Annotated in this window: 21 protein-coding genes and 1 other RNA gene; 7 read left to right on the top strand and 15 right to left on the bottom strand. The window is 56.1% G+C overall.

Features of this window, described 5'->3' with window-relative positions:
- Positions 1-2: 2 nt before the first annotated feature.
- From mraZ to rsmI, 3 genes are all read right to left on the bottom strand, one after another.
- Complete coding sequence (gene mraZ, locus K3169_RS05640; protein WP_263270539.1) at positions 3-458, bottom strand: division/cell wall cluster transcriptional repressor MraZ; 456 nt, start codon at positions 456-458, stop codon at positions 3-5.
- A 307-nt stretch (positions 459-765) separates the two neighbouring features.
- An RNA gene (gene rnpB, locus K3169_RS05635) (RNase P RNA component class A) lies at positions 766-1,124 on the bottom strand.
- A 72-nt stretch (positions 1,125-1,196) separates the two neighbouring features.
- Positions 1,197-2,069, bottom strand: a complete 873-nt coding sequence (gene rsmI / locus K3169_RS05630; protein WP_263270537.1) for a 16S rRNA (cytidine(1402)-2'-O)-methyltransferase — start codon at positions 2,067-2,069, stop codon at positions 1,197-1,199.
- A gap of 283 nt (positions 2,070-2,352) precedes the next feature.
- Here rsmI and K3169_RS05625 point away from each other — a divergent pair, with 283 nt between their 5' ends.
- The 4 genes from K3169_RS05625 to K3169_RS05610 all read left to right on the top strand — a co-directional run bounded on the left by K3169_RS05625 (position 2,353) and on the right by K3169_RS05610 (position 5,884).
- On the top strand, positions 2,353-4,167 hold the full coding sequence (locus K3169_RS05625; RefSeq protein WP_231675199.1) for a penicillin-binding protein activator: 1,815 nt from the start codon (positions 2,353-2,355) through the stop codon (positions 4,165-4,167).
- A complete protein-coding gene (locus tag K3169_RS05620; protein WP_263270535.1) occupies positions 4,168-4,539 on the top strand; it encodes a YraN family protein in 372 nt (123 codons plus the stop codon).
- A 176-nt stretch (positions 4,540-4,715) separates the two neighbouring features.
- The gene (locus K3169_RS05615; RefSeq protein ID WP_027900231.1) at positions 4,716-5,309 is read left to right on the top strand and encodes a phosphoheptose isomerase; all 594 of its coding nucleotides are present in this window, start codon (positions 4,716-4,718) and stop codon (positions 5,307-5,309) included.
- Positions 5,306-5,884 carry a BON domain-containing protein gene (locus tag K3169_RS05610; protein ID WP_099270943.1) on the top strand — a complete coding sequence of 193 codons (579 nt, stop codon included), beginning with the start codon at positions 5,306-5,308 and terminating at the stop codon, positions 5,882-5,884. Before K3169_RS05615 ends, K3169_RS05610 begins: the two co-directional genes overlap by 4 nt.
- Positions 5,885-5,949: 65 nt before the next feature.
- On the opposite strand, the gene K3169_RS05605 is transcribed toward K3169_RS05610, so the two are convergent.
- The 7 genes from K3169_RS05605 to rplM all read right to left on the bottom strand — a co-directional run bounded on the left by K3169_RS05605 (position 5,950) and on the right by rplM (position 10,898).
- Positions 5,950-6,363, bottom strand: coding sequence for a ClpXP protease specificity-enhancing factor (locus K3169_RS05605; protein ID WP_027900229.1), 414 nt, complete (start codon positions 6,361-6,363; stop codon positions 5,950-5,952).
- A 17-nt stretch (positions 6,364-6,380) separates the two neighbouring features.
- Positions 6,381-6,998 (bottom strand): glutathione S-transferase N-terminal domain-containing protein, encoded by a 618-nt coding sequence (locus K3169_RS05600; RefSeq protein WP_027900228.1) that lies wholly within the window; start codon positions 6,996-6,998, stop codon positions 6,381-6,383.
- A gap of 226 nt (positions 6,999-7,224) precedes the next feature.
- Entirely contained in the window at positions 7,225-8,007 is a 783-nt protein-coding gene (locus K3169_RS05595; RefSeq protein WP_027900227.1) for a cytochrome c1, read from the bottom strand.
- On the bottom strand, positions 8,007-9,218 hold the full coding sequence (locus K3169_RS05590; RefSeq protein ID WP_122394956.1) for a cytochrome b: 1,212 nt from the start codon (positions 9,216-9,218) through the stop codon (positions 8,007-8,009). The genes K3169_RS05595 and K3169_RS05590 overlap by 1 nt, the downstream gene beginning before the upstream one ends.
- On the bottom strand, positions 9,218-9,811 hold the full coding sequence (gene petA, locus K3169_RS05585; RefSeq protein ID WP_099270946.1) for a ubiquinol-cytochrome c reductase iron-sulfur subunit: 594 nt from the start codon (positions 9,809-9,811) through the stop codon (positions 9,218-9,220). The genes K3169_RS05590 and petA overlap by 1 nt, the downstream gene beginning before the upstream one ends.
- A 251-nt stretch (positions 9,812-10,062) precedes the next feature.
- Positions 10,063-10,455: a 30S ribosomal protein S9 gene (gene rpsI / locus K3169_RS05580; RefSeq protein WP_002555064.1), complete on the bottom strand. Its 393-nt coding sequence runs from the start codon at positions 10,453-10,455 to the stop codon at positions 10,063-10,065.
- 14 nt (positions 10,456-10,469) lie between these two features.
- Positions 10,470-10,898 (bottom strand): 50S ribosomal protein L13, encoded by a 429-nt coding sequence (rplM, locus tag K3169_RS05575; protein ID WP_027900224.1) that lies wholly within the window; start codon positions 10,896-10,898, stop codon positions 10,470-10,472.
- Positions 10,899-11,154: 256 nt separating this feature from the next.
- Here rplM and K3169_RS05570 point away from each other — a divergent pair, with 256 nt between their 5' ends.
- Together K3169_RS05570 and K3169_RS05565 are read left to right on the top strand one after the other, a co-directional pair.
- A complete protein-coding gene (locus K3169_RS05570; protein ID WP_122394955.1) occupies positions 11,155-12,192 on the top strand; it encodes an NADP(H)-dependent aldo-keto reductase in 1,038 nt (345 codons plus the stop codon).
- Positions 12,193-12,645: 453 nt separating this feature from the next.
- A complete protein-coding gene (locus K3169_RS05565) occupies positions 12,646-13,566 on the top strand; it encodes a GlxA family transcriptional regulator (protein ID WP_176560700.1) in 921 nt (306 codons plus the stop codon).
- Positions 13,567-13,687: 121 nt separating this feature from the next.
- On the opposite strand, the gene zapE is transcribed toward K3169_RS05565, so the two are convergent.
- The 3 genes from zapE to K3169_RS05550 all read right to left on the bottom strand — a co-directional run bounded on the left by zapE (position 13,688) and on the right by K3169_RS05550 (position 16,847).
- Positions 13,688-14,782 carry a cell division protein ZapE gene (gene zapE / locus K3169_RS05560; protein ID WP_027898482.1) on the bottom strand — a complete coding sequence of 365 codons (1,095 nt, stop codon included), beginning with the start codon at positions 14,780-14,782 and terminating at the stop codon, positions 13,688-13,690.
- Positions 14,783-14,843: 61 nt separating this feature from the next.
- On the bottom strand, positions 14,844-16,193 hold the full coding sequence (locus tag K3169_RS05555; protein WP_263270501.1) for a tryptophan--tRNA ligase: 1,350 nt from the start codon (positions 16,191-16,193) through the stop codon (positions 14,844-14,846).
- Positions 16,194-16,217: 24 nt separating this feature from the next.
- The gene (locus K3169_RS05550; RefSeq protein ID WP_231675192.1) at positions 16,218-16,847 is read right to left on the bottom strand and encodes an alpha/beta hydrolase; all 630 of its coding nucleotides are present in this window, start codon (positions 16,845-16,847) and stop codon (positions 16,218-16,220) included.
- Between the two features lie 145 nt (positions 16,848-16,992).
- Between K3169_RS05550 and K3169_RS05545 the strand changes: the two genes are divergently transcribed.
- Positions 16,993-17,430, top strand: a complete 438-nt coding sequence (locus K3169_RS05545) for a YhcB family protein (RefSeq protein WP_027898485.1) — start codon at positions 16,993-16,995, stop codon at positions 17,428-17,430.
- A 342-nt stretch (positions 17,431-17,772) separates the two neighbouring features.
- Here K3169_RS05545 and K3169_RS05540 read toward each other — a convergent pair whose 3' ends face one another.
- Complete coding sequence (locus K3169_RS05540; RefSeq protein WP_231675191.1) at positions 17,773-18,261, bottom strand: hypothetical protein; 489 nt, start codon at positions 18,259-18,261, stop codon at positions 17,773-17,775.
- A gap of 394 nt (positions 18,262-18,655) precedes the next feature.
- Positions 18,656-20,554, bottom strand: coding sequence for a sulfate adenylyltransferase subunit CysN (gene cysN, locus K3169_RS05535; protein ID WP_231675190.1), 1,899 nt, complete (start codon positions 20,552-20,554; stop codon positions 18,656-18,658).
- Positions 20,555-20,582: the final 28 nt, after the last annotated feature.

Raw genomic sequence — 20,582 nt, 5'->3', positions numbered from 1 at the left:
AGTCACAGGATCAGATCACGTAATTCATCAGGCATCGCGCCCGGTTGTTGAATGGCCGCCAGATCCGCATCAGCAAGAGCGTTCCAGGCGTCCTCGTCCCACAGTTGAAACTTATTGAGCTGGCCCACTAACATCACGCGCTTATCCAATTTGGCATATTCACGAAGACGCGGCGGAACCAGGAAACGCCCACTCCCATCCAGCTCCAGATCAACCGCATTACCAATCAGCAAACGCTGCAGGCGGCGGTTTTCTTCGCGGAAAGTAGCGAGCTCACGCAATTTCGACTCGATCAGCTCCCATTCGGAGAGCGGATAAAGGCATAAGCAAGGGTCTACAGCGTCAATGGTCACGATCAATTGCCCGGCGCTACGCGAATCCAACTCGTCACGGTACCGGCTCGGCATAGCGAGACGGCCCTTTGCATCGAGATTGATTGCGTTGGCACCACGAAACACAGGCGCTTTCTCCGAATTCTAGCTTTTTGCGTTAAAAAAACCCACTTCGCGCCACTTTCTGCCACTTGCGCACACTATAGGAACCCGCCCACCACACAGTCAAGGCACGGTCTTAAGGAAAACCCTTACATAACTGGGATTTAGGAGCGATATCGGACGGTTAGCGCGAATTTCAGGAGGGGTCTTACGGAAAATTCCGACACAGCTCAAACCGCTGCAGCGCGAACTTAAAGTGATTTGTGAGGTTTAAGATTTTTTTGGTATTACGGAGGGTGTAATACAGCTGAAACGAGAGGGGAGAAAAAAGGTGGAGAGTCGATCTGTAAGCCGGGTTCTGTCGAGGACAGTCATTCCTCTACGACGGCCATCACTGGACGTCTTTAGCAACCTACCCGGTTCCAGCGCGGGCCACGCCTAGGAACCCTATTTGGTCTTGCTCCGAGTGGGGTTTACCTTGACCACGAACTGTTGCCAGACGCGCGGTGCGCTCTTACCGCACCTTTTCACCCTTACCGGCGCCGAAGCGCTTAGGCGGTTATTTTCTGTGGCACTTTCCGTAGGCTCACGCCTCCCAGGCGTTACCTGGCACTCCGCCCTATGGAGCCCGGACTTTCCTCCCCCCCTTAATTGCGAACAATAAGAGGCAGCGACTGTCCAATCGACTCTCCGCCGACAAGGTTAGCGGCACAGCCACCTCAGAACAAGCTTTAATACGTCGCGAACTCGGGTTGCAGGGATTTATTCGCCCTTTTGCTTGTCCAGAGCCACCTGATAAAGCAGATTTTTACGCACACCGGTAATTTCCGCTGCCAAGGCTGCGGCACGCTTGAGCGGCATCTCTGCAAGCAGGAGATCCAGAATCCGTCGCGCCTCGCTACCGATGACGTCTTCATCTTCCGGCTCGGTCCAGCCCGCCACCAACACCACACACTCGCCACGCTGCTGATTGCTGTCGCTTTGGACAAATTCACGCAGCTCAGCGAGCGGCAAGCCTTTGAGGGTTTCGAAGGTTTTAGTCAGCTCGCGGGCCAGCAACGCAGGTCGCTGCGCACCGAAGACCAGTTCCAGATCCTGCAGACATTCAAGAATACGATGCGGCGCTTCATAGAAGATCAGGGTGCGTGGCTCTTCTTTAAGCAACTCCAGGCGAGCGCGACGGCCTACAGCCTTGGCAGGCAAGAAACCCTCGAAAATAAAACGATCAGACGGCAGACCAGCCGCCGAGAGCGCAGCAATCAACGCGCAGGCACCTGGCACCGGGACGACTGCAATACCCGCAGCGCGAGCCTGACGCACCAGGTGATACCCAGGATCAGAGATCAGTGGCGTCCCCGCATCGGAGATCAGCGCAACATCATCGCCTGCCAGCAGGCGAGTAATAAACCGACTGCCCTCTTCGCGTTCGTTATGCTCGTGACACGCAGCCAATGGCGTTGATATGCCGAAATGCTGCATCAATCGTGATGAGTGGCGCGTATCCTCGGCGGCAATCAGCGCCACCTCGCGCAAGACCTTCAATGCCCGCACGCTCATGTCATCCAGATTGCCGATTGGCGTGGCCACTACATAAAGCGAGCCCGCGGCGGAATTCAAAGCAACTGGAGCAGTCAAAGCGCAGACCTCATGATTTGTTACCCTTCAGGGCGAAGGTCATCATTGTACAGACTACGACCGCGACCAATGACTCGCAGACTCAAGGAAGACCTGAAAAAGGGAGGAAAAGTCATGATTGGCGCCCGATATCTGCCAGCGCAACATTTCGTAAAGGCCGTTTTACCTCGTGTAATCAGGCACTGCGACTTATATCACTGCTTTAAATGCTAACGACGTCGCACCCATGCCAGTGCTTGGGTACAATTCCCCGCTAATTTGCTCGAGTATCAGGAACATACACATGATCGCTTGCCTGCGGCTGTTCTCTGCCCTCTGCCTTGCTGCCCTGTTGGCGGCTTGCGCCAGCTCGCCTTCGTCCAGCCTTGGCGAACTTCCACGCACCCCTGACGCCAGCATCGAGCAGTTACTCGATCAGGCGGCCGCCGCGAAAACCCCGGAACAGGCCTCACTGCTCCGACTCAGCGCTGCGGATCTGGCCAACCGGCAGAACAATCCCGGACGCGCTGCGCAAATCCTCACGCAAGTGCAGATTGAGTTGCTCAAGCCTGGCCAGCAGGTGTTTGCCGCGACTCTGGATGCTGAACTGGCGATGGGTCGCAATCAGCCAAAAGCCGCACTGACTGCGCTGAGCCACCCGAGCCTGCAACGCCTGAGCGAGCTGTCCGTTGAACAGCAGATTCGGACCCACACCGTCCGCGCTCGCGCACTCGAAGCTGATGGCCAGATCCTCCCGGCGATCAGCGAGCGAGTCTTCGTGGGTCCATTGCTGCAAGGCAACGACCTGAGCGCCAACAACGACGCTATCTGGAAACTCGTTGGGGCACTGCCTCCGGAACAACTGCAAAGCAACGCGACCGACGATCTGGGCGGCTGGCTAAGCCTTGCGCGCAGCATCAAAGGCGCGGGCACGCTGGAACAGCAACAAGCCGCTATCGACACCTGGAAAGCACAGAATCCAAAGCACCCCGCTGCTATCCAGCTGCCTGCGACACTTGCGCAATTGCGCGCCCTGACCAGCGAGCCGCTGACCAAAATCGCCCTGTTGCTGCCACAGGAAGGCCCACTTGCAGCCGTCGCCAAGGCTCTGCGTGAAGGCTTCATGGCCGCGCATTATCAGGCGCAACAGGCCGGTCAGAATCCTCCGGCCATTCAGGTATTCGACAGTTCGCGCCTGACCTCTATGGATGACTTCTATCGCGAGGCTCAAGCAGCAGGCGTGCAACTGGTTGTCGGTCCGCTGGAAAAACCACTGGTCAAACAATTGAGCACCCGCCCGCAACTGCCTATCACCACATTGGCGCTGAACTACAGTGATGCAGGCCCTGAAGGCCCTCAGCAACTGTTCCAGTTCGGTCTGTCCGCTGAAGACGAAGCCCGTGAAGTAGCACGCCGCGCCTGGGCAGATGGCAAACGCAGCGCTGTGGCGATGGTGCCGAAAGGTGAATGGGGCGACCGCGTTCTGGACGCTTTCCGCCAGAGCTGGCAAGCCAAAGGCGGCACGCTGATTGCGGCTGAACACGTCGACCAACCCGTTGCACTGGCACAGCAAGTTGCTGACCTGTTCCAGCTGCGCAACAGCGAAGGCCGCGCGCAACGTCTGCAGAGCACTGTAGGGACCCAAGTAGCCGCCCAACCGACGCGCCGTCAGGACATTGATTTCATGTTCCTGGCTGCGACCCCACAACAGGCGCAGCAGATCAAGCCAACCATGGTCTTCCAGTACGCCGGTGATGTTCCGGTCTACGCCACATCGCACTTGTTCACCAACAGTAACGATCACGCGCAATACATGGACCTGAATGGCGTGCGCTTCTGCGAAACTCCATGGTTGCTCAACGCCAATGATCCACTGCGTCAGCAGGTCGTCACCCAGTGGCCTCAAGCTTCAGGCAGTCTGGGCCGCCTCTACGCTATGGGCGTCGATGCCTATCGCCTTGCTCCGCGCCTGGGCCAACTCAAAACCATGCCTGAAAGCCGCATCGACGGCCTGTCCGGCAGCTTGAGCATCAACCCGGCTCGCCGCGTGGAACGTCAATTGCCATGGGCCGAATTCGTTGACGGCAAGATTCAGCGCCTGCCGGATACCGCTCAGTAAATGCCCGGCAACACCCGCCAAACTGCAGGGCGCGAGGCTGAAACCCGCGCCCTGCAGCATTTACAGCGGCACGGTTTGCAGCTCATTGCACGAAACTGGTTATGCAAACGTGGTGAGCTTGATCTGGTCATGCTCGACGGGGATACAGTAGTATTCGTCGAAGTTCGCTACCGCCGCCATTCGACATGGGGTGGAGCGTTGGAAAGCGTTGATTTTCGCAAGCAGCAAAAGCTGGTTCTGGCGGCACAATTGTTCCTGCAGAGCGACACACAATGGGCAGATGCGGCATGTCGTTTCGACGTCATAGCCATTGAGGGTGATCCGCGTGGCGGCCCATCCTTGAACTGGATCAAGCATGCATTCGAGAGCTGAAACCCCTGGCGTCCACGCCATGCGGGCAGACCCCGGAACTGAAATGCCGACTCACGCAATATGCCATCCAACATAGATTTCGCTTTCCGCTTTGCGGGCCGTGACGCCTTGTGCCGAGGGCTTCCCCTTCTGCGCTAGCCGATCAGCCGCAATACGTTCTAATTAAGGTCACCCAGATGGACATGCAATCCCGAATTCGCCAGCTTTTTCAGGCCAGCATCGACACCAAACAGCAAGCGATGGAAGTCCTTGCACCCCACATCGAGCAAGCCAGCCAGGTCATGGTCAATGCGCTGCTCAACGAGGGCAAAATGCTCGCTTGTGGCAACGGCGGTTCGGCGGGTGATGCTCAGCACTTCTCATCCGAGCTACTCAACCGCTTCGAACGTGAACGCCCTAGCCTGCCGGCCATTGCACTGACAACCGACAGCTCGACGATCACGTCGATTGCCAACGACTACAGCTACAACGAGATCTTCTCCAAGCAGATCCGCGCGCTGGGCCAACCGGGCGATGTATTGCTGGCGATATCCACCAGCGGCAACTCGGCGAACATAATTCAAGCGATCCAGGCCGCACATGATCGTGAAATGATTGTCGTAGCATTGACGGGTCGCGACGGCGGCGGCATGGCCTCGCTGCTTTTGCCTGAGGACGTGGAGATCCGCGTCCCGGCAAAAGTCACTGCACGAATTCAAGAAGTCCATCTGCTGGCGATTCATTGCTTGTGCGATTTGATCGACAGCCAACTGTTTGGGAGTGAAGAATGACCGTTAATCGTCTCAGCCTGCTGGCCCTGACCCTGTGCATAGGCATCAGCGGATGCAGCTCGGTGCTGACTGCTACCCGCGACAACCCGATTGAAGACGATCGTGGGACGCGTACGTTCGGCAGCAAAATCGATGACTCGCTGATTGAAACCAAGGCAGCGGTGAACATCGCCAAGGCGAGCCCTGATCTGGATCAGAACTCGCACATCGTCGTCACCAGCTACAACGGCATCGTGCTATTGGCTGGCCAGACCCCACGTGAAGACCTCAAAGCCCTGGCCGAAAAAGAAGCCAGCGGTGTTCAGCGGGTAAAGAAAGTCAACAACGAGCTGCAGGTCATGGCGCCTTCGTCGTTGCTGGCCCGCAACAATGACGCCTGGCTGACCACCAAGATCAAAAGCCAGATGCTGACCGACAGTGCAATCCCGGGCTCGCGCATCAAAGTCGTGACCGAGAACGGCATCGTCTTTCTGCTTGGCCTGGTGACGCAACAGGAGGCCACCCGCGCGACCAGCCTGGTACAGAGCGTGTCTGGCGTGCAGAAGATCGTGAAGCTGTTCGAGTACATCGACTGACTTCCACTTCGCACACATGAAAAAGGCGACCCTGAGGTCGCCTTTTTTGTTACATGTGAAGCTGATTACTTGACCACTTTCAGACTCGGTCTGCCGCTTGGACGCGGTGGCTCGGTATCCGGTGGTGGAAGATCATCATCCGCATCGACGCTGTCTTCGTCCTCGAATGGAGGCTCCAGCTCGAAAACCATACCCTGACCATTCTCCCGTGCATAAATGCCCAGAATCGCCCCTACAGGGACATACAGGGTATGCGGGACACCGCCGAAGCGACCTTCAAAACTGACTGCATCGTTGTCCATGTGCAAATGACGCACAGCAGACGGAGAAACGTTCAGGACAATCTGCCCATCGTTGGCAAACCCTTGCGGGACCTGCACTGATGGATACTCCGCATTGACCAGCATATGCGGAGTGCAATCGTTATCCACGATCCACTCATAGAGAGCACGAATCAGATAAGGGCGACTGGAGTTCATCAACGGCTCCTTAGGCCTTAGCGCATATCACGTTCGGCAGCAGACAGACTTGCCTGGAATGCCTCACGCGCAAACTGGCGCTCCATATAATCAAGCAACGGCTTGGCAGGCCGCGGCAATTCAATACCCAAAACAGGCAAACGCCAGAGTATGGGCAATAGACAGCAGTCAACCAGACTTTGCTCGTCACTGAGGAAAAAAGCTTTCTCGGCAAACAATGGCGAGACGCCGGTCAGACTTTCACGCAGCTCCTTACGAGCTACCGCACGAGCAGATTCCTTGCTGCGCGGATCCAGAATCAGGTCCACCTGAGCGCACCAGTCGCGCTGAATCCTATGGATCAGCAGGCGGCTATTGGCGCGTGCGACCGGATAAACCGGCAGCAACGGCGGGTGCGGATAACGCTCATCCAGATATTCCATCACCACAGTCGACTCGTACAGCGCCAGATCACGATCGACCAGGGTGGGTACGCTGCCGTATGGGTTCACCTCGATCAATTTCGGCGGTTGGGTACCCGTCACAACATCAATGATCTCGGCGCTGACACCTTTCTCGGCGAGCACGATGCGCACGCGGTGGGAATAGTGGTCGGCGGGGTCGGAGTAACAGGCCAACCGATTGGTCACGCCCATGGCGGTCCTCCTCGCTTGTTAAATTTATCGAATACACAAAAACGGACGCGCCCTCGGACGCCTCCGACAACAACCGCATTAAGGGCAGTGGTCATCGCGGGCGACAAGATAGCTCATTTACGCGTAGTAAATTCTGCAATCTTGCCGTCACAACCACATTTGCCCTGCATTTATTGCCTAAATGGGATACACGAGAGCGCGAGTGTTGCCTTGGCGTTACAAACGGTCAGTGAATGTCCTTCCAGTATTCACGCTTGAGCAGGTAAGCGAAGACGAAGAAGAAAGCCAGGTACAGCAACACGTACATCCCGATACGCTGATGCTGAAGCTTCGTCGGGTTCGCGGAATAAGCGAGGAAGGTCACCAGATTCTTGACCTTCTCGTCGAACTGCTCTGCATTCAGGCTGCCCGTATTGGGGACAATCGTCAGTTGATCGCACGCCTCGTGCGTCAGTGGCGCGCCCGTCAAGGGGTCGTACTGCTTCTTGCCCTCCTCGACCAACTGAATCTGCTTACAGCCGATGATCTGACGACCTTGCAAGCCAGCCAGCACGTTGGGCATCCCTACATTAGGAAAGACTGTGTTGTTCACCCCGAATGGACGCGCCGGATCCTCGTAGAAAGAGCGCAGGTAGCCATACAACCAGTCCGTGCCGCGCACTCGCGCCACCAGAGTCAGATCCGGCGGAGCAGCGCCAAACCAGACTTTCGCGTCTGCTGACTGCATACCGATATTCATGTGATCGCCGATCTTGGCACCGGTGAATACCAGCTTTTCCAGCATCAACTCATGAGGGATGCCCAGATCATCGGCAACGCGCTCGTAACGCTGGAACTTAGCGCTGTGACAGCCCATGCAATAGTTGACGAACGTGCGCGCCCCATCTTGCATGGCAGCCTTGTCCGAGACATCGATATCGATGCTTTCCAGCTCAGGACCGCCGTGCTCGGCAGCAACGGACAACATTGGCAGAGCAACAAGCATCAATACAGCAAATAGCTTTTTCATCAGCCAGTCACCCTTTCCGGAACCGGTTTGGTTTTCTCGAGCCGGGTATAGAACGGCATCAGAATGAAGTAGGCGAAGTACAGTAAGGTGCAGACCTGCGACAGCAACGTGCGTCCTGGCGTTGGAGCCAAAACACCCAACACACCGAGGATTACGAAAGACACACAGAACGCCAGTAGCCAGATTTTGCTCAGCCATCCTTTGTAGCGCATTGACTTGACGGGGCTTCGGTCCAGCCAGGGCAGCACAAACAGCACTGCAATTGCAGCTCCCATAGCCATGACCCCCATCAGCTTGTCAGGAACGGCGCGCAGGATCGCGTAGAACGGCGTGAAATACCAGACAGGTGCAATGTGCTCTGGCGTCTTGAAGGGGTTTGCCATCTCGAAGTTGGGTTTCTCGAGGAAGTAGCCGCCCATTTCAGGGAAGAAAAACACAATGAAGCAAAACACGAAAAGGAAGACGACAACGCCGACGATATCTTTCACGGTGTAATACGGGTGGAAGGGAATTCCATCCAGAGGAATACCGTTTTCGTCTTTGTGCTTCTTGATGTCGACGCCATCGGGGTTGTTCGAACCCACTTCATGCAATGCCAGAATATGCAGTACGACCAGGCCAAGCACTACGATCGGCAGCGCAATCACGTGGAGCGCAAAAAAACGGTTCAGGGTAATCCCGGAGATCAGGTAGTCGCCGCGAATCCATTGCGTCAGGTCATCGCCGATAACCGGAATGGCGCCAAACAGCGAGATGATCACCTGCGCGCCCCAGTACGACATCTGCCCCCAGGGCAGTAAATACCCCATGAACGCCTCAGCCATCAGCGCCAGATAAATCAGCATGCCGAAGATCCACACCAGCTCACGAGGCTTTTGATACGAGCCATAAAGCAGGCCGCGGAACATGTGCATATAAATGACAATGAAGAACGCCGAAGCACCGGTGGAATGCAGCAAACGCAAAATCGACCCGTAAGGCACATCACGCATGATGCCCTCGACAGACGCAAACGCCTCTTCAGCCGTCGGCGTGTAGCTCATCGTGAGCCAGACACCGGTCAGGATCTGATTGACCAACACCAGCAGGGCTAGTGAACCGAAGAAGTAGAAAAAGTTGAAGTTTTTGGGGGCGTAATACTTGCTGAGATGGTCTTCCCACATTTTTGTGGCGGGGAAGCGAGCATCGATCCAATCCATGAACTTGCTCATCACGCGCTCTCCTGATCGACGCCAATGACAATAATGTTGTCCGACTCATAGGAATGCGGCGGCACTGGCAGATTCAAAGGTGCAGGTTGGGATTTATAGACGCGGCCAGCGAGGTCGTAATGTGAGCCATGACAAGGGCAGAAATAGCCACCCACCCAATCTTTGCCCAGATCGACTGGCGCTACTTCAGGACGGAAAGTCGGGGAGCAACCCAAGTGGGTGCAAATACCGATCAACAGCAGGATTTCAGGTTTGATGGATCGTACAACAGGGTCGACGTAAGCGGGCTGGAGCGAGTCCCTGGATTCGGGGTCCGACAACTGGCCCGTAATTTTGCCGAGGTTGCCCAGTATTTCATCGGTACGACGGACAATGAAAACTGGCTGACCGCGCCACTCAGCAATCATCTGCTGCCCTGGTTCGATCTTGCTGATATTCACCTTTACCGGTGCGCCTGCGGCTTTCGCCTTGGCACTGGGAAACCATGACCCTACGAACGGGACCGCCGCCCCCACCGCTCCTGCTGCACCAACCACAGATGTGGCCGCCACGAGGAAGCGACGCCGGCCTGCATTCACGCCGTCATTGCTCATTCCGTCCTCTCCCATCAGCTATGTGGCCTGTTCGATCAGGCGTCTAATTTAAAAATTCATGTATCCAAATTTTGCCGGATGGTAGATAAAAACCCTTCAAACCACAAGGGAATTACTTTTCACGAAAAGCTGAAAGCCTTGTAATACGGGGCCTGCGCTGAATGAGTCATGTTGTCACAGGTATACGACGCGCATAAAAAAACGCCCAGCTCCGTGAGGAGGCTGGGCGTTCTTCTTGAACGAAGTGCGTATTAACGCTTCGAGTACTGCGGACGCTTACGCGCTTTACGCAGACCGACTTTCTTACGTTCAACTTCACGGGCGTCGCGTGTAACGAAGCCAGCTTTGCGCAGAGCGCCGCGCAGGGTTTCGTCATACTGCATCAGAGCGCGAGTGATACCGTGGCGGATTGCGCCAGCTTGACCACTTACACCACCGCCAATCACGGTGACGTAGATGTCGAACTTCTCGACAGTCTCAGTCAATTCCAGCGGCTGACGAACTACCATGCGGGCAGTTTCACGGCCGAAGAAATTATCCAGCGAACGGTTGTTGATGGAGATGTTACCGGTACCTGGACGCAGGAAAACGCGTGCGGTAGCGGTCTTGCGACGGCCAGTGCCGTAATTTTGAGTCGCCGACATAATCAACTATTCCGTTAAAACTTCAGTTCTTGGGGCTGCTGAGCAGTATGAGGGTGTGCAGTGCCCGCATAGACTTTCAGCTTACGGTACATGTCGCGACCCAGCGGGTTCTTAGGCAGCATGCCTTTAACCGCGGTCTCGAGCACACGCTCAGGAGCTTTGGCGATCAGCTTTTCGAAGTTGATCGACTTGATCCCGCCCGGAAAACCGGAGTGAGAGTAGTAGATTTTGTCGGTGGTTTTAGCACCGGTAACACGGATTTGCTCAGCGTTGATAACAACGATGTAGTCACCAGTGTCAACGTGCGGGGTGTATTCCGCTTTGTGCTTACCACGCAGACGGCTCGCGATTTCTGTAGCCAGACGACCGAGGGTCTGACCAGCAGCATCGACTACGAACCATTCGCGCTTAACTGTTTCCGGTTTAGCAGTATAAGTTTTCATTATTTAGCCTCAGGGGCCGCCCTGATAAATTGAGACGGCGGATCTTACTGAATAGATCGTACTTTGACAAGCAGCATGTCAAAGGCAGCCGTTATACAGACGCTGCCGAGGGCTCGGGTCGGCGCATCTGTGGTACGGCAAAGATGTCTCTCCGGCAGATGGAGCATCACTTCCACTGCAAAGAGCCGCGGGATTATGCGGATTGCGAAATAAATATCAACCTGCTTTTATGGTTCTCTTACTTGAGGAGAAGCAAATGGACTATCGCCAACTTGGCCGAACCGACCTGAAAGTCAGCGCAATCTGCCTCGGCACCATGACCTGGGGCGAGCAAAACAGCCAGTCTGAAGCCTTTGCGCAGATCGAACGCGCCAAAGAAGCCGGTATCAATTTCCTTGATACCGCCGAGATGTACCCGGTACCGCCAAAAGCAGAAACCTACACCGCCACCGAGACAATCATCGGCAACTGGTTCAAGCAACAGGGCGACCGCGCCGACTGGATTCTGGCCAGCAAGATCGCGGGTCCTGGTAATGCCATCGAGCATATTCGTGACGGCAACCTCAAACACAACCGCAAGCATATTGTGGCGGCCCTCGATGCCAGCCTGGCGCGCCTGCAGACCGATTACCTCGATCTGTATCAACTGCACTGGCCTGAGCGCAGCACCAACTTCTTCGGCAAATTGGGTTACACCCATAAAGACGAGGATTTCACCCCACTGGAAGAAACCCTCGAAGCTCTGGACGAGCAGGTCAAAGCGGGCAAGATCCGCCACATTGGCCTGTCCAACGAAACGCCATGGGGCACCATGAAATTCCTGCAGTTGGCTGAAAGCCGGGGCTGGCCGCGAACGGTGTCAATCCAGAATCCCTACAACCTGCTCAACCGCAGCTTTGAAGTGGGCCTGGCCGAAATTGCCATTCGCGAACAATGTGGACTGCTGGCTTACTCCCCCCTCGCGTTCGGCATGCTTTCAGGCAAATACGAAGGTGGCGCTCGCCCGGCCAAAGGTCGCCTGAGCCTCTACAGTCGTTTCACCCGCTACTTCAATCCGCAATCGGAAGCAGCGTGCAGCCGCTACGTGGCGCTGGCCCGTGAGCACGGTCTGGAGCCAGCACAAATGGCGCTGGCCTTCGTTACCCGCCAGCCGTTCGTGACCAGCAATATCATTGGCGCGACCACCCTTGAGCAACTGGACAGCAACATCGCCAGTTTCGGGCTGAAGTTGTCGGACGAGGTGTTGGCGGGTATCGAGGCGATTCACAAGGATCATCCGAATCCTGCGCCCTGAACTGCCAGCTCGACTTTAACGCAGCCCTGTGGGAGCGAGCCTGAACGCTATAAGGCTGGACGCGATGTACTTTAAACCGCGTCGTACTTATCGTCGGAATGCCGCCCAGACCAAGCCTCGCTCCCACATGAAATTGCGCTATTCCGTAGGACCGGCTTTAGCCGGGAGGGCGTCGGGACACCCACCCATTCTTCTTCGCCAGAAATACCGCCCTCCCGGCTAAAGCCGGTCCTAAGGGACTTCGGGCCAACATAGAATCCCCCACATGATCAACATCACCCAATAGCCTGCTCAGTATTCCATCGCTGGACACACCCGAAAAAAAATAAGACGATCCAGCCGTAACCTGACCACTTCCCCATATAAGAATAAAAGAATATGTCGACTCACGCCTCCGCGCCCCTGCGGCGCGTCAGCATCCTGGCTATTGACGGGGTGTTCGCTTCCACATTGATGCAAGCCAAGGATTTCTTCCATCTTGCCGCTCTGCGCTACAGCAAACAGCTGGGCCTTGGCAGAGTCCCTGCGTTCGAAACCCGACTGGTCAGCCCGGACGGCAAGCCCGTGCGTAGCTTCAGCGACGTCGTACTCCCCGTCGATGGCGACCTCGATCAAAGCGATGTCATCGTGATCCCGGCATTCTGGGACAACTTCGACGCCCTTCGCTTGCGATACCCCCAGGTCATTCCCTGGCTACGTGAACAGCATGCCAACGGCGCAGTGCTCTGCGGTGAAGCCAGCGGCGTGTTCTGGCTGGCAGAATCCGGCCTGCTCGATGGCAAGGAAGCGACAACCTACTGGCGATTTTTCAACGACTTCGGTGAGCGTTTTCCGAATGTTTTGTTGAACCAGGAGAAACATCTGACAGACGCGGACAATCTGTACTGCGCAGGCGGCACGACTTCAGCCTGTGACCTGTACATTTATCTGATTGAGCGCTTCTGCGGTGCAAACGTCGCGCAAGCCGTGGCTCGGGACATTCTGTATGAAGTGCAGCGCAACTACGCACCGGGCCGAATGGGTTTTGGCGGGCAGAAACTGCATCAGGACGTCGTGATCCTGCAAATCCAGCACTGGCTGGAAGAGCATTTCGCCGACAAGTTTCGCTTCGAAGATGTGGCCCGTAATCACGGCATGAGCATCCGCAACTTCATGCGCCGTTTCCAGACCGCCACCGGAGACAAGCCCCTGCACTACCTGCAAAGGCTGCGCATCGAAACCGCCAAAGGCTTGCTGTCTGGCACGCGCAAAAGCATCAAGACCATCAGCTATGAAGTCGGATACGACGACGCCAGCTTCTTCGCCCGACTGTTTCGTCAACATACAGAGTTGTCGCCGAATCAGTATCGGCAGCAGTTTCAGCAAGCGGCTTGATCCCCCGGCATCAGACGATCAACCGTAGGAGCGCACGAGCACCGCGAGGCCGCGATAGCGTTCTGCTTGATTCACCGCCATCGCGGACTCGCGGTGCTCGTGCGCTCCTACAGATCCAAACTTAGGGTTTATGCGCCCGCGACAAGAATTCATGGGACTGCATTTCCAGCAACCGGCTCAACGTGCGCTGGAACTCGAAGTTCAGACGCCCACCGGTGTACAAATCCTTCAACTCAACTTCAGCCGAGATGATCAGCTTGACGTTACGGTCGTAGAATTCGTCGACCATGTTGATGAAGCGTCGGGCGATGTCGTCGGTGGTGACGCTCATCTGCTCAACGCCACTGAGCAACACGGCGTGGTAGATCTTGCCCAGTTCGATGTAATCGTTCTGGCTACGCGGGCCGTCGCACAGTTCGCGGAAGTCGAACCAGGCCACGTCATCACAGGTGCGCAGTGCACGGATTTCGCGATTCTCGATCATCAGCACATCGTTTTCGATGGTCTCGGCGCAATCAGGCGTAAGGGCCTTGAAGCTCTTGCGCAGACTTTCCTGCGCGGCTTCATTCAGCGGGAAGTGGAACAGCTCAGCCTGCTCAAGGTGACGCAGGCGATAGTCCACGCCGCTGTCGACGTTGACGATTTCGGTGTTCTGTTTGATCAGCGCGATGGCGGGCAGGAAGCGCGCACGTTGCAGGCCGTCCTTGTACAGGCCGTCTGGCACGATGTTCGAGGTCGCGACCAGAGTCACGCCATTCTTGAACAGTTCTTCCATCAAGGTGCCGAGGATCATGGCGTCGGTGATGTCGGACACGAAGAACTCATCGAAACAGATCACCCGCGCTTCATCTGAAAAACGTTTGGCGATGAGGGTCAGCGGGTTCTTCTCACCCTTGAGGGTCTTCATCTCTTCGTGCACGCGCTTCATGAAGCGGTGGAAGTGGGTACGGACTTTCTGTTCGAACGGCAGGGCTTCGAAGAAGGTGTCGACCAGGTAGGTCTTGCCCCGGCCAACGCCACCCCAGAAGTACAAGCCCTTGACCGGCGCCTGTTCCTTCTTGCCAAACAGCTTGCCGAACATGCCCGGCTTGCTCTGGTTAGCGGCAACCAGATCGTCATAGAGACGCTGCAAGTGACGCACAGCCGTTTCCTGCGCCGCATCATGGAAGAAGTCAGGGCGTTTCAGATCAGCTTGGTATCGTTCTAGAGGGGTCATATTCGCTAACAAGGCAACAAAAACGGGCCGTCACTGTAGCGACGGCCCGGCAGATTGGCAATCAATCCTGTTGGGGGGCAAGGGCCAGCTTGAGGCTTTCGATAGCGGCATCACGCGCTGCAGCGTCGACGAATTGCGGACTTTCGGCGATGTGCTCACCATTGATCCAGAGGGTAAACCCAAAATGCTCTGGACGGAGCTCGAATTCACTGCCCTGCTGCAGCTGTTTGCTGACTGCGCCAGCGGCCTTGCCATCAGCAAAGTTGCGAGACAACAGCAACTGCTCGCCATCGGCTGCCAGCAGACGGAAACGGAAGCTGCCATCGTCTTCACGGAAGCTGACAAAGCGCGCACCTTTGACGGCTTTTTTCTTGCCGGTCTCGGCCACTTGCACATTGCTGCGGAATGAACGCAGGCCTACCGCTTCACGTAACTCGCCGAGGAAACGTGTGGCGACTTTGCGGGCTTTCTCTGCGCCAGCCAGCAGAATATCTTCCAGGTCCGCCGGACGCTCGATCAGACGATGGTAATTCTCACGAGCTTCGCTCAGCTCACTATCCAGCAAGGTGAACAGGCGACTCTTCGCTTCGCCCCAACCCAGACCTTGCAACAAGTCGGAACGGAACTCTGTGATCTGCTCCGGGGTAGCGAAGGCCTGATAGAGCGTGAAGAGATGGGAGTTGTCAGGGTCCTTGGCTTCGCCCGGCGCTTTGGAGTCAGTCACGATGCGCGAAATCGCATCCTTCATGTCCTTGGCGCTGCTGAACAACGGAATCGTGTTGTCGTAGCTCTTCGACATTTTACGGCCGTCGAGGCCTGGCAGCGTGGCGACGCTTTCCTCGATCAGGGCTTCAGGCATGACGAAGAACTCTCTGCCCTTGCCGAAAAGATGGTTGAAGCGCTGGCCGATGTCGCGAGCCATCTCGACGTGCTGAATCTGGTCGCGACCCACCGGAACCTGATGCGCGTTGAACATCAAAATGTCAGCTGCCATCAACACCGGGTAGCTGTACAAGCCCATGGTGACGCCAGCATCCGGGTCTTCACCGGTTTCGACGTTCTTGTCCACGGACGCTTTGTAGGCGTGAGCACGGTTGAGCAAGCCTTTGGCAGCAACGCAGGTCAGCAGCCAGGTCAGCTCGGTGATTTCCGGGATATCGGACTGGCGATAGAAAGTCACGCGATCCACATCCAGGCCAGCAGCCAGCCAGGTTGCGGCGATTTCCAGACGCGAGCGCTGAATGCGCAGCGGGTCATCGCATTTGATCAAGGCGTGGTAGTCAGCCAGGAAGTAGAACGAATCAGCATCGCTCTGGCGGCTGGCAACGATAGCCGGGCGGATTGCGCCCGCGTAGTTACCCAGGTGAGGCGTGCCGGTGGTGGTGATACCGGTCAGGATACGAGTGGTCATGGCAGGTCGCTTATGGGGCTGTCATCAGTTCGAAAGGCGTGGCGCAACCAGATCTTTGAGATCAGTGAGCTTGCCGTGAAAAAAGTGTCCACATTCTGCCACTTTCAGCAGTTCATGTGGGCGCGGCAATGCTGCCGACCAGTTGTAAACCAGTTCAGGCTCGACGACTTCGTCGGTCTCCGGCTGGATGACTGTCAGTGGGCAGTTCTGCGGCAGAGGATATTGCTCGCTCAAGCGCATGACCGCAGGCGCGACCATGAACAGATGGCTAATCGTCTGTCCAGCGCCCTCAAGCCGGCCGGCAAGACTGGCTGCAACGAAACCACCAAAGGAAAAACCGAACAGTGTCATGGGCAGATCGGGGTGTTTTTCCAGCAGCCAGCGAGCGACGGCCTGAGCATCTTCGATTTCGCCTGGGCCCGCTTCAGACGTACCGGCGCTCGCCCCCACGCCACGATAATTGAAACGCAATGTAATCAAACCCGCATCGCGAGCCGTACGTTGCAGGGTCGAGACGACCTTGTTGAGCATGGTGCCGCCCTGGATCGGGTTAGGATGGCAGATCAACGCCACGCCTGTAGCATCAGGCAAATCAAGGTAAAGGGCTTCAAGCTGGCCCACCGGGCCATCGATCAATACGGGGGTTTCGCGCATGAGCAAAAAGGAACTCCGTGACCTCGCAATGGGTCGACTCGTCTAGCTGATTGTCTGCAAATAGCATATCCGTGAGCGTGTCGCGGTATACAGAGCAGGTTCGAGCCGTTAACGTAAAGCAAAGCCGTTTATAGAGGAAGGACTCGTGGAACTGTCGCTCTTAGTTTGGTTGTTGCCGACCATTGCCCTGGTTGTCGGTGTTGTCATCGGTTTTCTGGTCGCACGTCTGGTGCCCAACGCTGCTCCCAATGGAACCCAGCGTCAGCTGGATGACGTTCAGGAGCGTTTCGATGCCTATCAGAACGAGGTGGTCACTCACTTCAACAGCACGGCCAATCTGGTCCAGAAGCTTTCGCAAAGCTATCAGGACGTACAGGAACATCTCGCCGAAGGTGCCAACCGTCTTGCTACCGACGAGTTGACTCGTCAGCGTCTGCTGGCTGCCCTGCACCCTGAAGCCAGCCAGGTCCACCGCGACCGCCTGACTCCACCGCGCACAAATGAAGCACCGAAAGACTACGCGCCAAAATCACCCAACGCTCCCGGCATGCTCGATGAGCATTACGGTTTGAAAAAGCCGTAAGCGAAAGCTGGATCAGGAAAGCCCGCCATTCGTGAGAATGGCGGGCTTTTTTGTGGACATTGCCTCGGGAAAAAATTCTGGAGGAGAAACTTCCTACGCAGTTTCAGGAATACAGCGGCTATATATATTTTGTTGCGACCTCTATGCTTTTTGGAAAACGGAGGAAGCATGAAAGCAATTAAAATATTCGCAGTATGGATTTTTTTATCAGGTTGTGTGCCGGGGGATTGTATAAATAACTGTTACTTATGGAGCAGAGCAGACCCAGAGCTTTTACATAAGTGTAATATCGACCCACTCAGACCTGACTGCCCAGTTCAACGCTAGGCAGAAAGCCAAACTTCAAAATCTCCAGATTTCTTGCGGCGAACTCATGAACCAGACCGTCTCCTTTTTCTTGGGTGGAAGCCGTCCAGGCCTGAATCCAAAACGCGCCCAAAGAAGGTTGCCAGTTCGCTGATCATAAATCACCAGATTCCCGTCATCCTGCATCGACATATGGCTGTGATACCAGTACGACTTATCCTTCGTATCAGTGCTTTGCGCGGTCCACAGCCTTGATCTTGCGGGATCATAGAGGAATCCGCTGTTGCTTACGACAAACCACGGAGCACCTCGTTGCTTACGGGAGAGCGTACGACTGTAGGGCTGATTGCTATCAGCGACCCAAACAACACTGCCACTATCTTTAATAACCAGGTTGCCATCGCTTTGCAGTTCCAGACGAAAATGTCCACTGGGCGATTGTAAAAACTGCCCCGGTGTCATTTTTTGATTGGGCGGCAATACCGGAGCTCCATTATTTTTAAACGCACCATACTGAATACTCATACTTTCACCTTTGAAAGTTCTTGATTGAGCACTCAACTAATCACCCACCGACTTACAACATGCGATAACTATATACCGCACCTGAATTATTCTTAACGCCGTGATTATTCTTGCAGTGGCCGCGCCAGTGCCCATGACTCTCTACATACAAAATCTGTGGAGCGGGCTTCAGACAGACTGCGTAATCGTTCATCGCGAGCAAGCTCGGCTCCTACAGAGATAAGCGATACCTGTAGGAGTCAAGCTTGCTCGCGATGAACGATAACGCGGTATACCTGACGGAGCGAGTCGCCTCAATCGCGGGCAAGCCTCGCTCCCACAGGATTCTCTGGAGCCCCCGCACAAACAAAAAACCCGCCATCTCTGGCGGGTTTCCTGTGACAGAAAGCGATCGTCAGATCGCGCCGCGACTGCGCAGCAGGTCCAGCACTTGCTTGACGCTGTCTTCGAGACTCAGGGTTTGAGTATCGATGACCAGATCCGCATTGAGCGGTACGTCGTACGGGAAGGACTCGCCCGGGATGTTATCGCCCTCGGCTGCGTACAGGCCCTGTGGATCGCGTTCGCGGCAAACCGCAGGGGATGCCTGGACGTATACGGTCAGCAGGCGATCAGCACCGATCAGAGACTTGGCCTGCTCGCGACCTTCGCCGTCAGGCGCAACGAACGCAGCCAGGGTAATCAGCCCCGCCTGGTTGAACTGACGCGCAACGTGAGCGGCACGACGCCAGTTCTCGGTACGCCCGGCGCGATCCTGTGGCAGACCTTTGTTCAGGTCGTGACGCAGGTTCTGGCCATCCAGCACGTAAACCGCGCGTCCCATGTCGAACAGCTTGCGCTCGACCGCATAAGCCAAGGTGCTTTTGCCAGCGCCCGACAGGCCGCTGAACAGCACAGTGGCTGGCTGCTGACCAAAACGCTGAGCTCGCTCTTCAGTCGCAACGTGAGCCAGAGCGCCGTGATGAATGGCACCTGCGCCGCCAACGGGCTTGGCGATGATCATGCCCGCGGCCACTGTGCCATTGGTCAAACGGTCAATTACGATGAACGAACCCGTGGTGCGGTTGCTGTCGTAACCGTCCAGCGCGATGGCCGAGTCTAGGCTGATCTTGACGCGACCAATCTCATTCAGGCCCAGCGAACTGGCAGGCCCTTCGGCCAAGGTATTCACATCGACACGATGGGTGATGCTGGCAATCGAGCCCGGCACATAGCTGGTGGCACGCTTGATGTCGTATTTCTTGCCCGGCAGCATCGGCTCTTCAGCCATCCATACCAGCATGGCATCGAATGCATCAGCCACTTGCGGAACGTTATCGGCGTGTACCAGCAAGTCACCACGGGAGATATCAATCTCGTCTTCCATGGTCAGAGTGACGGCCTGACCCGGCCCGGCACTCTCCAGCTCACCTTCAAAGGTGACGATGGATTTGACACGACTGCTCTTGCCCGACGGAAGCACGACGACTTCGTCACCCTTGTGCACGATACCGCTCGCCAGCGTACCGGCGAAACCACGGAAGTTCAGGTTTGGACGGTTGACGTACTGCACCGGGAAACGCATGTCGGTGTAGTTGCGGTCGTTGGCAATCTCGACGGTTTCGAGGATCTCCATCAAGGACTGGCCGGTGTACCAGGGCGAACGCTCGCTCTTGTTCACCACGTTGTCGCCCTTGAGAGCCGACATCGGCACGAAGGCCATGGTGGTCGGTTTGAACGCGATGCCGTCGGCGAACTTCAAGTAGTCGGACTTGATCGACTCGAAGACGCTTTCGTCGAAGCCATTGAGGTCCATCTTGTTGATGGCCACAACGATATGTTTGATGCCCAGCAGCGATGCGATGTAGCTGTGACGGCGGGTCTGGGTCTGTACGCCGTAACGGGCATCCACCAGGATGATCGCCAGGTCGCAGGTCGATGCACCGGTTGCCATGTTGCGTGTGTACTGCTCATGGCCCGGAGTATCGGCAATGATGAACTTGCGCTTGGCGGTGGAGAAATAACGGTAAGCAACATCAATCGTGATGCCCTGCTCCCGCTCGGCCTGAAGGCCGTCAACCAGCAACGCCAGATCGACGTCTTCGCCGGTGGTGCCGGACTTCTTCGAATCGCGGGTAATGGCTTCAAGGTGATCTTCGTAGATCATCTTGGAGTCGTGCAGCAGACGCCCGATCAGCGTGCTCTTGCCGTCGTCGACGTTGCCACAGGTAAGAAAGCGCAGCATTTCCTTGCGTTCGTGCTGGCCCAGATAGGCGAGGATGTCCTCGCTGATCAAATCAGATGCGTGACTCATTTCATTCGAGCTCCAAGCTGTAAGCTTC

Origin of the sequence: Pseudomonas phytophila, assembly GCF_025643095.1 — a bacterium.
GTDB classification, from domain to species: Bacteria; Pseudomonadota; Gammaproteobacteria; order Pseudomonadales; family Pseudomonadaceae; genus Aquipseudomonas; species Aquipseudomonas quasicaspiana.
The sequence above is the reverse complement of the archived record's forward strand: the minus strand, read 5'-3'. Positions and strand labels throughout refer to the sequence as shown.

What these genes read in the sequence shown, in the direction of transcription:
- K3169_RS05625 (WP_231675199.1), top strand. Translation starts at nt 2,353, where the DNA reads ATGATCGCTTGCCTGCGGCTGTTCTCTGCCCTCTGCCTTGCTGCCCTG.
- K3169_RS05620 (WP_263270535.1), top strand. Translation starts at nt 4,168, where the DNA reads ATGCCCGGCAACACCCGCCAAACTGCAGGGCGCGAGGCTGAAACCCGC.
- K3169_RS05615 (WP_027900231.1), top strand. Translation starts at nt 4,716, where the DNA reads ATGGACATGCAATCCCGAATTCGCCAGCTTTTTCAGGCCAGCATCGAC.
- K3169_RS05610 (WP_099270943.1), top strand. Translation starts at nt 5,306, where the DNA reads ATGACCGTTAATCGTCTCAGCCTGCTGGCCCTGACCCTGTGCATAGGC.
- K3169_RS05605 (WP_027900229.1), bottom strand. Translation starts at nt 6,363, where the DNA reads ATGAACTCCAGTCGCCCTTATCTGATTCGTGCTCTCTATGAGTGGATC.
- K3169_RS05600 (WP_027900228.1), bottom strand. Translation starts at nt 6,998, where the DNA reads ATGGGCGTGACCAATCGGTTGGCCTGTTACTCCGACCCCGCCGACCAC.
- K3169_RS05595 (WP_027900227.1), bottom strand. Translation starts at nt 8,007, where the DNA reads ATGAAAAAGCTATTTGCTGTATTGATGCTTGTTGCTCTGCCAATGTTG.
- K3169_RS05590 (WP_122394956.1), bottom strand. Translation starts at nt 9,218, where the DNA reads ATGAGCAAGTTCATGGATTGGATCGATGCTCGCTTCCCCGCCACAAAA.
- petA (WP_099270946.1), bottom strand. Translation starts at nt 9,811, where the DNA reads ATGAGCAATGACGGCGTGAATGCAGGCCGGCGTCGCTTCCTCGTGGCG.
- rpsI (WP_002555064.1), bottom strand. Translation starts at nt 10,455, where the DNA reads ATGTCGGCGACTCAAAATTACGGCACTGGCCGTCGCAAGACCGCTACC.
- rplM (WP_027900224.1), bottom strand. Translation starts at nt 10,898, where the DNA reads ATGAAAACTTATACTGCTAAACCGGAAACAGTTAAGCGCGAATGGTTC.
- K3169_RS05570 (WP_122394955.1), top strand. Translation starts at nt 11,155, where the DNA reads ATGGACTATCGCCAACTTGGCCGAACCGACCTGAAAGTCAGCGCAATC.
- K3169_RS05565 (WP_176560700.1), top strand. Translation starts at nt 12,646, where the DNA reads ATGCAAGCCAAGGATTTCTTCCATCTTGCCGCTCTGCGCTACAGCAAA.
- zapE (WP_027898482.1), bottom strand. Translation starts at nt 14,782, where the DNA reads ATGACCCCTCTAGAACGATACCAAGCTGATCTGAAACGCCCTGACTTC.
- K3169_RS05555 (WP_263270501.1), bottom strand. Translation starts at nt 16,193, where the DNA reads ATGACCACTCGTATCCTGACCGGTATCACCACCACCGGCACGCCTCAC.
- K3169_RS05550 (WP_231675192.1), bottom strand. Translation starts at nt 16,847, where the DNA reads ATGCGCGAAACCCCCGTATTGATCGATGGCCCGGTGGGCCAGCTTGAA.
- K3169_RS05540 (WP_231675191.1), bottom strand. Translation starts at nt 18,261, where the DNA reads ATGAGTATTCAGTATGGTGCGTTTAAAAATAATGGAGCTCCGGTATTG.
- cysN (WP_231675190.1), bottom strand. Translation starts at nt 20,554, where the DNA reads ATGAGTCACGCATCTGATTTGATCAGCGAGGACATCCTCGCCTATCTG.